Raw genomic sequence first — 12,025 nt, forward strand, 5'->3', positions numbered from 1 at the left:
CAAGTCATCAAAACGCGTATAAGAAAACACCAGGTGATATACAATACGTTAATTAAGTTCAACAACACACAACTATGCAAGAAACCATCACAACTCACCTTTTATTTAAAATGAAATGATTTAATGTTGGCAATATTATAATCAACTGATGAAAATTCCCTAACCCTAACTTAGAAAGAAGAGACGTTCTAAAATTAGAAATATCTTTAACACTTTTCCCTCGAAAGAATGATTGTTTTACTCCTGAAAGATACAAGACATACATTATATTCATTTTTGTAAGATTGAGCAATATCCCACGATTATTTAATGCACATGATTTAACAGATATTGCATTGTGTAGATTATATATGTTTTTAACCACAATGACATTTGGAAATATCATACAAAAGAAACGCTTATATTTATAAAGTCGTTTCGATAAATATAGTATTATATCTAATTTACTCTGCTTCCTATTTACCTCTTTGTAAATACCATTTACATCAGAAAAATCCATGATGCAAACATGTAAAGTACTTTTATTTTCTACCAAACCTAAATCAATTAGTGCAGAACGAAGAAAAATACACGAACATATTATATTCATATAGATATAAGCGGATATGTTATAGGTTATTTTATGTAATAGAGGTTCTTATCTGCATCAATAAGAAGTTCTTCTTCTCTGTCGTGCAAAAGATTAATGTAACAATTTCTTTCAGTTGCTGGTACAACCTTTATAATATAGTCATGCAATCGCTCAAGCTTTAATAAATCATCGCACGATTTTATCTTTAACTTAATGTCATCGAACATATATACCTCTTTAATATCTTTCAGGAAGCTTAGACAAATGAATGAGCTTACCCCTTTTTGTTTTAATATATCCGCCTTCATTAAGCGCAGCAATAATCTTACTCAAAGAGCTCCTTGAAATATTAACTTGTGAAAGTACAAAATCAAACAATGATATTCCCTCCCTTTCATTAGGTGGTAATCCCCATAGGATCTCAAGTTGAGCTTTAACAATTTCGTACTTTGTTCTCCTGTTAACTGAATTTTCTCTAAAAGTTAAAAGCTGATTTGAGTAAGAAAGTATTTCACAGATATGCTTCCATAACCCAAGTCGGTCAGCCACTTTTATAAAACTGCTGTTAGGAATGAGGGAATATATGCTATCCACATTAAAATATATAGTATATTCTTCATTTGAAAAAAGCTCAGCCAAACCAATAACAAATGGAGATTTGTATTTTAAAATAATCAAACCGTCAGTTCTGGCGATAGAAACACTACCTGAATGAATGAATACAACATCTTTTATCAGAAAGTAACTCCTCCCTTTAGCATGTCTCATTTTAAACAAATCACTATACCCATCAAATAACATTGATATGGCTGATGATGGTAAATCCAAAATTGAGCCTTCATCGCGTACTGCTCTTTCCTCTGTTTTAATTTCCATATAACTCCATGCTTAAACTAATAATTACATTAAGAAACTTACAAAAGTAAATTAAATTTACGGGTTATAATTATCAATAGGCATATCTTCCTATCATTCTATGTGTATGTGAGATTTCCTGTGGTTAAAGTTACGGTTCATTTTCCTTGCATGCCATAACCGCGAATAGTGGACACGGAGTGAGCACAACGACTTCTGGACGGTATTGATATGCAGTATCAGAACAGCAATATGAAGCGATGTACTAATGCATTTCTGCCGGATAAAGCTTACTCCGGGTATATGTTACGGAAGATACTTAGAGCCTCTCTCAATAGGACTTTATTCCAGACGATAAGACCACAGGCAAAATGCAACATGGCCTCGTAATTTTCTGTCTTCTTTTCCCATCGGGTCAGGACACGGCGAAAACGATTCATCCAGCTATAAGTTCTTTCGACAACCCAGCGATGGGCTTTGAAGTCCTTGTTTTTACTGGCATATGACTCTTCTTTACGGGACTGGATATGCGGTTCGTAGCGGCGGCCCTGTAGATATGTTTTCAGCCAGCCAGCATCGTAACCTTTGTCCAGGCAGAGTCTGAGTTTTTGCCCCGGACGACCCGCCTGAAGCGCATCGAGCGTATCCGCAACCAGGTTCATGTCGTGCGTGTTCGCTGCTGCGACAACCAGAGACAGAGGAAACCCGCTGGCGTCCGTCAGAAGCCCGCGCTTTACGCCTTGTTTCCCTCTCTCAGTGGGGTTGCGGCATGTTTTTTGTTCCTGACAGCGGCGATTTGGTCATACAGCCTTCCATTGACAGCCAGGACCAGTCAATGCTGTCCAGATGCCCGCAGGCAAGCAAACCGTTCTGCCAGAAGCGCTCGAAGACTCCGGCATCGCGCCATCACTTAAAGCGCCGGCGTGCAGAACTCGATGAACATATCCCGGTGGCGTTCAGGGCGTTCCACTGGCAACCGGTCCTGAGAACGAAGAATATGGCGTCCATGGCAGCACGGTTATCAACGCGTTTACGGTGCGTACCGAGTGGATGGCAGGTTTTGTGCTCAGGGATAAGCGGTGCCATTATTTTCCCGAGCTCATCGCTGATCTGCCATTTGCCGCCCGTCATATTTTCGCCTTCAGAAATTATCAGTTACGACATCTGACAATCTCTTCTGGGATAGGTTCTTATAAGCATAGGGATAAAGCTATTATCCCTCGAAAATAAAATGAGAAAATGGCATCATATATTCGTTCACAATTAGAGCGTGAAGCATACCGCAATCGCAATGTTTATGAATGTAGAATTATTCTCCTGAAAGATTATCGCCACATGATACGACAAAAGGCAAGAAATTATCTGGCTATGGAGATACTAGGTTGCATCAGACTATTTTACAGAAAATTATGCGATTCAGGAATACTTACTTAGTGAGTAAACTATCAACCATTATTGACTCATAATGAGACCAACCACAATCAGCAATAAACTTCGTGGCAAATACCTTCCTGAATAAAGTAACGAAGCATTAAGACTTGTGGAAAAATTCGGAGTTATTGCGCCCATGAACTTAACCTTTACGCAACCCAGGTCTATGTCCTGTGGGGTAAACTGCATCACTAAATAAAGTCCGCTGAAAGTAAGGCTTGGCTGGCAAGGGAAATTTCCATGTAGATCTGATTGTACTATCTAAAAATCTGTTGAACGAATGAATGGTATTTAAGATAGATTTTCCAGGCGTCGTAACGTTTGCGGCCACATGAAGCGTCCGTATCAGTCTGAGCTTGGCAAAAACTTGTTTTGATAAAAATATATTCTCCATAAAATCAAAACCTTCTATCGAACTCTATGGAAATACAATCTATTCATACCTAGAAATGTACATCCCTCACCACTATACTCTACTAATTAACGTAGCAAAAGTATAGAATACCTTAACTTTCTCAAAAGATATTTAACCCAAGACAATTCACAATCAATATCATCTACTACTTTATAATATCTCATGTCCGTAATTATTGATTCAGGTGAAACGCACATTTTAAACATAAAAGAATAAATATAAAGACACAATAGAAGGCAAATAGTGAATATTAACACAGTCAACCCGCCCCTCATATTACTCTAGACTTCCAAAACCAGCCCTGATACGCTTCAAAGTCATGTTTATAATAAGCTTTCAGTTCGGTAATGTTTTCAACCCCCTCACATATAACATCAATATTTTCCATATGGAGATTGCATATAATCTCATCAATTAATTTTACTCCATATTTAAACTCCAGTATATTCTTTAAGAAAACCCTGTCTATTTTTACAACTTCAAATAATTTTAAGTATTTTTTTTGAATCGTTATATCGCCTCCCCCAAAATCATCTAACCATAGTGGAGCAAACCTTCGTAATTTCATCAAAAACTTCAAATTTTTTTTAAGATCTATTTCCTCACTTATTTCAACCCGAAGGATATTACGTAACATATGAATAGAAGAAAGTAACTCATGGTCTTCCACTAACAATATCAACAGTCTCTCATTCAGATTCAAAGAAATAGGTTTGTTTATATTTTTTTTAAGTATATTGACCTTCCCTATTTGCACATTAAGTACTTTTGCACACATTTCCAAACTGAGTGTATTAAAAAAAACACCAGGGTTAATTATCCCCCCTTCATACTCACTATAAATCTCAGTCAGCAACTCATACCCATAAATATAATTTTCTCTACTGACAATAGGTTCAAGACGAAAAGTAAGGTTGTATACAAACTCGGAAGTTCCTATTTTCATACAATACCCTGTTGCTGTGACCATTCAAAAACTCAATATAAAAAACATTCATAATTCGAAGTAAATTACTGCCCCCCCCCTAATCCATTAACTTCATCTTGAATAATGCACATCAATATTTAAGTATTATTGGTTTTTACTATTAAAAATTGTGGTGAGAGTCTATAAAGGTTGGATAACAGTGTTGATGTCGACTTTAATGATCTGTAGGCATATCGAACTCCAAGCCCATTTGAAACTATCCTGGTGGTTTCTCTACTTCGCTTAAAGCCAGATTTTAAGGCGGAATATAAGTTAGTGGGCATTAACATACGGTACAAGTCACTATCACGAATTTTGGCTTCTGGGTATTGAAATGCACCTTAGCAAAGGAGCAACCGGAGGAAAACATTAACACTAACTCTTAATTGATTTGTTCAACTCGAATTATAAATGAAATTCAACCAATTAGAGTCATAAATCAAAAACTTTATGATTGAGCCAAACGATATCATCGTTTTTCAATTGTTCCTCAGTATTTTTAATAACATTAAACCAAACACAAAGGTTTCAGCCATAAATTCAGAAACCTCACTCACCAAGTATTAACCCAGCATTCTATGCTATTTTACTTATAAGTTTAATCTTTGCTAGCACCCAAAACTATCAAATACACAATTTATATGCTATTCTTTTGCACTTTTCGTGCGCTAGACTGCCTTTGTAATTAATTCATCTTCTAGTGCAATCTTATTACATAATCATATTGATATCTATTCAAAATTTTAATTAAATACTTCGTACTGAAACTGCTTTAATATAGCTACCGCACAAGATTATTATCTTGTTCAATTTCAATTTCAATTTCAATTTCAATTTCAATTTTACATTCACTTACATATCTCAACAAGACCTCAAATACATATTTGTACATATTTATAAACACCTTTATACACATAACATGAATGGGCAGCATCGTCTTTTCAGGGCAACCTTCACGGCTCCCACGCGATGTAGCACCATGAAACACCGTACAGAAGCTGTATGATGTTGTTGAATAAACCGGACACTAAACTTACATCCATAATGGAGGTATTTAATGAACCAGAAAACCAAATATGCAGACGTGTTTAAGAAGGAAGCGGTCGAGCTGGTGATTGAGCAGGGTTATTCGCTCGGGAAAGCCGCATCATCGCTGTGTATAAGTGACAAAACGCTGCCGGTATGGGTACGTAAGTTACGTAACCAGAATTCACGTGGCCGGAGTGATGATAAACGGGCTGAAATTTAGAAATTACTTCGTGAAATCGAAGAGTTAAGAACTTAAGCGGATCACTTACTAAATAGCTGCATCTAATACCGCTCCACTTTTCCTGCCCATGTTTTCCTCCGGGGAACGGGCTGACGGTTTCCATTAAATGGTGAACCTTTCTCAACAACTGCCACATTGTCCGGCACTGATGGTTCCGGGTTATCGTATCGTGCAGGGCCTGCCAGAGTCGCTCAACGTGGTTCACCCACGGCGAGTAAACCGGCTGGAAAATCACTCTGAACTTCGGTTTTTCCTTCAGCCAGCGCTGCGTTTCACGGCTTTTATGAATGATGTAGTTATCCACGATAAGCGTGATGGTTTTGCCCGGTGATACGTGGCTTTAAGGTGTTTCAGCAGGCGGATAAACAGTACCGAACTTTTGCTGCAGCCTCCCACGTAACTGACTTTTCCTGTGCCGCTGTGTAACGCCCCGGCCAGATAATATTTTCCATTCTGCCCCGGTGTGACCACACATTTTTGATGCCCGCGCAGCTGCCAGTCCGCTCCGATTTTGGGATTGAGTTGGTTATCCACTTCATCCTCATAAAAGACCGGGTGCTCTGTGCTGCATTCGTCCAGCGCTTTATGGATGGCGGCCATCTTTTCATCTTTATGTGGATCACGGATACACAGCGTCGGAGCCGCCCTGCGCCATACTATCCCAGCGATGGGCAACCAGCGACGGAAGGTTACCTCCACCAAGCGTTGGTGACGTTTATTACGAGTCTGCTGTGTAAGTCGCTCCGGGCGACGGATATATGGAGCTGGCTGTACCCGTTCTAGTTCAAGTGATTCTTTGGTGATAACTCACCGGCAACAAGATGTATCAGAGGCATATGTCTGTACATCATCAGTTCGAGTGCATCACCAATATTTTCCAACAAGTGCCAGCGATCGGCCACCTGCCTAGCCTGAAGAGCAACTTCACGTGCTGCTATAGCATAGATACCGCCGCGATCGCGAGAGACCACCTGTGTTTCCGGATATTTCCTGAACCAGGCAGATCGCGGCCGGGATGCAGGACGAGGGGACGGTGAGTATCAAGATTGACTATTAACGTGCCGTAACGGTAACCCCGATGCCATGCCCATTAATCGATACCAACATGGGGCGTGCCTGCCGGTTTCGGCTCCGCTGTATTGATCACCCTGTGAAGGTTAGGAAATAACGCGTTCACGTTCCTCCGGAACCATGGTTCATCTTCGCCTGAATAGGCACGTCATCTACAACGACCGACTCAGCCCCTCACGAGGCGTCGTTGCCCGTCTTAGGGCATGGTGTAAATTTGGAAGTATGGTAAGAGCCATCGGCTTATCCGGTAGGATAATGGTTGCAAAGACATTATCTTTAAAAGGAGTCAACCGATGGTGACAACAACATGACATTCAGCAAGACCATGATGCAACACAGCGGCGAGGAATTTCTCCGTGAACTCACTAAATTTATGCTCAACCGTATAATGGAGGCCGAGGTCACACAGCTTATAAACGCAGAGCTGCATGAGCGCAGCGATGAACGAGAGAACTACCGCAACGGCTACCGTGATCCCCATTAGAAAACCCGTCTCGGTATGCTCGACCTGCGAATCCCGAAGTTGCGTGAAGGCACCTACTTCTCATCCTTCCTCGAAGCTTGAAGGCTGTAGGAGAACGCGCTCAACGCGGTTATCTGGGAAGTGTGGATAACGGCGTCTCGACCCGTAAGGTTGACGCGCTGGTCCAGTCGATGGGGATGACCGATATCTCCAGAAGCCAGGTGTCATCCATCTTCCGCAGTATCGATGAACTTATGCAGGCCTTTCTGCAGTGGCCGCTGGAAGAGGAGCGGCCCTACCTGTGGCTGGATGCAACCTAAGTGTAGGTGCGCAAGAACGGGCGGGTGGTTAGCGTCGCGTCAATAATCGCCTGCGCGGTTAACCTAGACGGACGTCGGGATATTATCGGAATGGGCATCGGTGAGACAGAAGCCAAAGTGTTCTGGCTGGCTTTCCTGCTCAACCTTAAAGAGCATGGACTGGAGGGCGTGAAGCTGGTTATCTCCAACTCGCACAGCGGCCTGAAGGCGGCGATACAGCAGGTGTTCTCAGCCAGCGATTGTTGTACCAGTCCCTCCCTGTCAGCATAGCCAGCTCCACTTCCTGCTTGGTTTTCCATCTTTTTTATGTATCACCTCCGCCTTATACAGGCCGTTTATGTTTTCTGCCATTGGGTTGTTATTCACCTATAATATCCATTCTTTTTTGTTTTTATATTTGTATAATTTTACACTACATATACACATAACTTAATTATAATATACCTAACAACATATAAATGGCATGGACCCTAACGTTATGTATGATTTTTTGAGTTGCATATTAAGCGTTCTGCTGTTTGCTGCGGCTTTCTTTTGTTTTAAAAAACATATGAATACAAAAAGAAAACGATATATTGGCGAGATTAGACATGGTGGGGTTGTAAAGTTATTTTCGGTTTTAAAGGATGCTATTCTGCCTTAACAAAATAAGGAGATAACCCTAATTGGCAGCATAGGATTTCTAATAATCATTTAGAATGCTTTTGTGTGATTCTCAACTGAGTATAAGACATAGAACTTTTTGTGCGCCATTATCTACCGCTTGGTTTCATTTAGCAGAGTGTTAAAGAGCGGTGCACTGTATCTTTTTAGGTTGCAGTCCTGCAGAGCCAGTAGTGTTTGATGATGCTGCCAACGAGTATCTATTTATCGACGAGTTTGCAAATAAGCGGCATATCAGCATGTTCTGCGCGTCAATGCGTTATTTGGTTTGGTGCGAGTTTTGAAGCCTTGAGGACGATATTAATGAAAATTGCAAGTGTATTTATTTAACTCCCGGCTTAGGGGCATCAAAACGTAAGTGAGTTAAAAAATGTATTGGTAATTACGGTAGCGAAATCTTAAATGGTTTTTAAGGTTCAGTGCGTAGCGGCAAAACTGAGTAGACCAACAACGGGAGCCTCCCCTAAAAGAATCTCAGGAAATTGAATTTACAATAGATTCAATCATTTAAAGTAAGCCCATGAGAAAATTGTTGTTTTTTATATGCCGCGATATTTTTATTTCTTCACAGGTAATTACTGAGCAGCATGTTTTTCATTGGGTAGATGAAAGTAGGGCACAGTGTCTGGAATAGGCATAGTGTGTCTCAATCAAATTTTCATTCAGGATTGATTTATCATATTAAAGCAGTAGTGTAGGTGGTAATGCTGTTCATTCTCTTATATTGGCGTGGGGTATTTATTTTGATTAATATCATTATCATTACTGAAAATCAGTATTTTGTTTTGGGTTTGATTGAGTGTTTACATAAAGTTTTCAATAAAGATTTCATTAAAATAACCAGAACTAACTTCCAAAACTATCACCAATGTCTCCATGATGAAAGTTCTTTGCCAACGTTTTTTTTTAGGCACTTTATTTTTTGTGAAAATATCACCTCTAAGATTTTAAAGGGTGATATTAGCACGTCGAAATTTAAAATTATTGAAATGTCGAAATCAGTTGATGAGTTATGTAGGGAACTGCTTATTGATGAATATAGCCAGACTAACAATCGACTCTCTACATTATCACCAAAAGAACATAGGATTTGTACTTATTTTAAGATGAATTATACTGATAATAAAATCGCACAAAGTTTAAATATAACAAAAACAACACTGAGTTGTCACAGGCGGAATATACTTTCAAAATTAAATTTAAAAAATAAACAACAACTCTATATGTTCTGTAAAACGCTTTGATTTCAGGGCTGTGCTCCTGTAAGGGAAGGTGCGAAAAGTGGAACGCACATTGATCATCGCCCGCATTAAAAATATATTACTTTAAAAGTCTGAAGTATTTGCTCAAAATCTTTTTTTGCTCCATTATTCTCATTTTTCGGGACTTATCTTGATTTTTGGGCGCAGATATTCTGGCCTGCTCCCCGTTGATTAACACACCGCGATATTAGTAATGTCTTCATAAGCAACATGAGGACATCCCCATGAAGAAGCGTTTTCCGACGAACAGATCATCAGTATTCTCCGCGAGGCTTAAGCCGGGGTTTCTGCCCGTGAGCTCTGCCGCAAGCACGCCATTTCCGACGCCACTTTGTACACCTGGCGTAAGAAGTATGGCGTTATGGAGGTGCCCGAGGTTAAGCGCCTGAAATCGCTTGAGGAAGAGAACGCCAGACTCAAGAAGCTGCTTGCCGAAGCAATGCTGGGTAAGGAGGCAATTCAGGTGGCTCTGGGACGAAAGTACTGACGACAGACCAGAATCGAGAAGCCGTGGAGTTGATGTGTGATGCGACCGGTCTGTCGCAACGTCGTGCCTGCAGACTTACAGGTTTGTCTCTGTCAACCTGCCGCTACTAGGCTCAGCGTCCGCGGCTGATGCGAATTTATCATGGTGCATCACTGAGCTGGCACTGGAGCGCAGGCGTTTTGGCTATCGCCGTATCTGGCAGTTACTGCGCCGTGAAGGCCTTCAGCGCGTGTACCGCCTTTATCATCTCTGCGGGCTGGGTGTAAAACGCAGACGACTTCGTAAAGTACTGGCAACGGAACGTCTGCCGCTGCTCCGCCAGGCGGCGCCCAACCTGACCTGGTCGATGGATTTCGTCATGGACGCGCTGGCCACCGGTAGCAGGATCAAGTGCCTGACCTGTGTGGACGACTTCACGAAGGGGTGTCTGACAATTATTACCGCATTCGGGATTTCAGGCGCTAAGGTCACGCGTATTCTGGACAGCATTATACTATTTCGGGGCTATCCGGCGACGATAAGAACGGACCAGGGACCGGAGTGCACTCGCCGCGCACTGGATCAATGGGCCTCTGAAAATGGTTTTGAGTTACGGTTAATCCAGCCGGGTAAACCAACGCAGAACGGATTTATTGAGAGTTTTAACGGACGATTTCACGATGAATGTCTGAATGAGCACTGATTCCGCTATATCGTTCACGTCAGGAAAATCATTAACGACTGGCGGCAGGATTATAACGAGTGTCCGCCACATTCGGCACTGAATTATCAGGCGCCATCAGAGTTTGCAGCACGGTGCGAAATGGAAAATGTGAAGGTAAACAAACCGACATTACTAACTGACAGTTGTATCTATTATTGGGGGGCAGGTAACGTGTTACTTCCGGCGCAAATAAAAACCAAGCAAATACTAGGACAAAAAAAGCCCCTAGGCGGGGCCATCAGACAAATATGATGCTCATGGGCAATATAGGATTTCACATCATTGCATCTGAAAACACAATGTACATATAAGTAAGATACTGGCGCGAGTGGCAACAACTGCTTCACGGCGATTATTTACCACAATTACGAATCACAAATATACCTGTAGTTCGCCCCACCGCTCAGCATTAATTTACCACACAGTGCAAGATTAGCTTACAGAAGGGGATATGGATATGCAAATAAATACAAATTAAGATTTAAAAGTGGACAGCTAATTTAAATCCGCAAGGTTGACGCAAGGTCCATTCGATGAGAATAACCGGTATCCCCCGCAACCAGGTGTCGTCCATCTGCCGCGTTATCCATGAGTGCGTACTGGTGTTTCAGCACCGTCCGCTGGAATGAGAATGGCCCTAAATGTAGCTTTTCGCGGCTTATGTGAATGTATGTAACAATGATCGGATGGTAAGCGTCGTGGTCATAATCGCCTGCGCGGTTAACCCGGACGGAAGACGGGAAATTATCGGAATGGGCATCGGTGAGTCAGAAGCCAAAGCGTTCTGGCTTTCCTTCCTGCTGAACCTTAAATAGTGCGCACTGGAGGCGTGCGTATTACCATGAAGGAGATCGGTGAGTACCCCCCTGTGTCAGCATGGTTGTCGCTTACTTTTTGAAGGAAAATGACTATGCCTGCACATGCTGTACCGATTGATGTGAAAGAAAAGGGAGTGATGTGGCTTTTACTCCTCTATAGCTGGTCTGTCAGACACATTGCACAAAAACTGGCTCTGAGTTCTTCCGTCGTTGCAAAATTGAGACTTGAACTGGTGGCACAAGGCTTATTGCAAAAATATGAAAGCATTTCCTCTGTGGATGGTGATGGATGCACCCCAGAGCGTCGCTTTTCGGTTGTTCTTTAAACAGCGTCATTGTATGAAATGGAACTTACTGATTATTGTCCCCGTCAGGGACTTTTCGTTGAGCAGGTTAGAGAGTGGCAGATTATTTCGATTAAAGCTTATAAAATGAAGCTTACGGAAAATCGTCGTGCAGATAAAGAGTTGCGTGATATCAGAAGCCGATTACGTGAACTGGGAAAAGAGCTGACCCGCAAAGATAAAGCTCTGGCAGAAGCTGCTGCGCTCCGGATGCTGCAGGAAAAGTTCAATGCCCTCTGGGACAACAGCGATGAAGGCTAACCCCACTTCCGGAGCGGCAGAAGATTATTTCTCTTGTCCGTGACGCTGTCGCTCACAGGGCCCGTAAAATCCAGGCCTGCCAGTGTATAGGGTTTTCGATCCGAACGCTTCAACGCTGGATTGA

6 protein-coding genes and 8 pseudogenes are annotated in these 12,025 nt (G+C 41.7%); 8 read left to right on the top strand and 6 right to left on the bottom strand.

What is annotated here, in order from left to right; translation table 11 throughout:
• Positions 1-808: 808 nt before the first annotated feature.
• A complete protein-coding gene (locus tag FOY93_RS18705) occupies positions 809-1,447 on the bottom strand; it encodes a helix-turn-helix domain-containing protein (RefSeq protein ID WP_143345522.1) in 639 nt (212 codons plus the stop codon).
• 269 nt (positions 1,448-1,716) lie between these two features.
• Positions 1,717-2,557 (bottom strand): annotated as a pseudogene (locus FOY93_RS18710) (IS5 family transposase).
• Between the two features lie 75 nt (positions 2,558-2,632).
• On the opposite strand from FOY93_RS18710, the pseudogene FOY93_RS24110 reads away from it, so the two are divergent.
• A pseudogene (locus FOY93_RS24110) lies at positions 2,633-2,860 on the top strand (IS5/IS1182 family transposase); the annotation flags it as partial.
• A 683-nt stretch (positions 2,861-3,543) separates the two neighbouring features.
• Here FOY93_RS24110 and FOY93_RS18715 read toward each other — a convergent pair.
• Entirely contained in the window at positions 3,544-4,218 is a 675-nt protein-coding gene (locus FOY93_RS18715) for an EAL domain-containing protein (protein ID WP_172621922.1), read from the bottom strand.
• 1,078 nt (positions 4,219-5,296) lie between these two features.
• Here FOY93_RS18715 and FOY93_RS18720 point away from each other — a divergent pair.
• Positions 5,297-5,488, top strand: coding sequence for a transposase (locus tag FOY93_RS18720; protein ID WP_123060784.1), 192 nt, complete (start codon positions 5,297-5,299; stop codon positions 5,486-5,488).
• 76 nt (positions 5,489-5,564) lie between these two features.
• Here the strand turns inward: FOY93_RS18720 and FOY93_RS18725 are convergent.
• Together FOY93_RS18725 and FOY93_RS18730 are read right to left on the bottom strand one after the other, a co-directional pair.
• A pseudogene (locus FOY93_RS18725) lies at positions 5,565-6,199 on the bottom strand (IS630 family transposase); the annotation flags it as partial.
• Positions 6,200-6,665 (bottom strand): annotated as a pseudogene (locus tag FOY93_RS18730) (transposase); the annotation flags it as partial.
• A 222-nt stretch (positions 6,666-6,887) separates the two neighbouring features.
• Between FOY93_RS18730 and FOY93_RS18735 the strand changes: the two are divergent.
• Positions 6,888-7,600, top strand: a pseudogene (locus tag FOY93_RS18735) (IS256 family transposase); the annotation flags it as partial.
• Here the strand turns inward: FOY93_RS18735 and FOY93_RS18740 are convergent.
• Positions 7,542-7,723, bottom strand: a pseudogene (locus FOY93_RS18740) (hypothetical protein); the annotation flags it as partial. The pseudogenes FOY93_RS18735 and FOY93_RS18740 overlap by 59 nt on opposite strands.
• A gap of 1,292 nt (positions 7,724-9,015) precedes the next feature.
• On the opposite strand from FOY93_RS18740, the gene FOY93_RS24115 reads away from it, so the two are divergent.
• The 5 genes and pseudogenes from FOY93_RS24115 (at position 9,016) to FOY93_RS18765 (ending at position 11,901) form a co-directional block, all read left to right on the top strand.
• Positions 9,016-9,270 carry a helix-turn-helix transcriptional regulator gene (locus FOY93_RS24115; RefSeq protein ID WP_223539551.1) on the top strand — a complete coding sequence of 85 codons (255 nt, stop codon included), beginning with the start codon at positions 9,016-9,018 and terminating at the stop codon, positions 9,268-9,270.
• 268 nt (positions 9,271-9,538) lie between these two features.
• Positions 9,539-10,618: pseudogene (locus FOY93_RS18750) on the top strand (IS3 family transposase).
• 367 nt (positions 10,619-10,985) lie between these two features.
• Positions 10,986-11,290: pseudogene (locus FOY93_RS23775) on the top strand (transposase); the annotation flags it as partial.
• A gap of 98 nt (positions 11,291-11,388) precedes the next feature.
• Complete coding sequence (locus tag FOY93_RS18760; protein WP_123060787.1) at positions 11,389-11,622, top strand: helix-turn-helix domain-containing protein; 234 nt, start codon at positions 11,389-11,391, stop codon at positions 11,620-11,622.
• 18 nt (positions 11,623-11,640) lie between these two features.
• Positions 11,641-11,901 (top strand): transposase, encoded by a 261-nt coding sequence (locus tag FOY93_RS18765; protein ID WP_123060788.1) that lies wholly within the window; start codon positions 11,641-11,643, stop codon positions 11,899-11,901.
• The last annotated feature ends 124 nt before the right edge of the window (positions 11,902-12,025 follow it).

Source organism: Enterobacter sp. 18A13 (genome assembly GCF_007035975.1).
GTDB lineage: Bacteria > Pseudomonadota > Gammaproteobacteria > Enterobacterales > Enterobacteriaceae > Enterobacter > Enterobacter vonholyi.

Bases quoted from the DNA above. Each gene is read 5' to 3' on its own strand.
- FOY93_RS24115 (WP_223539551.1), top strand. From the start codon at position 9,016: ATGTCGAAATCAGTTGATGAGTTATGTAGGGAACTGCTTATTGATGAA.
- FOY93_RS18765 (WP_123060788.1), top strand. From the start codon at position 11,641: ATGGAACTTACTGATTATTGTCCCCGTCAGGGACTTTTCGTTGAGCAG.
- FOY93_RS18705 (WP_143345522.1), bottom strand. From the start codon at position 1,447: ATGGAAATTAAAACAGAGGAAAGAGCAGTACGCGATGAAGGCTCAATT.
- FOY93_RS18760 (WP_123060787.1), top strand. From the start codon at position 11,389: ATGCCTGCACATGCTGTACCGATTGATGTGAAAGAAAAGGGAGTGATG.
- FOY93_RS18720 (WP_123060784.1), top strand. From the start codon at position 5,297: ATGAACCAGAAAACCAAATATGCAGACGTGTTTAAGAAGGAAGCGGTC.
- FOY93_RS18715 (WP_172621922.1), bottom strand. From the start codon at position 4,218: ATGAAAATAGGAACTTCCGAGTTTGTATACAACCTTACTTTTCGTCTT.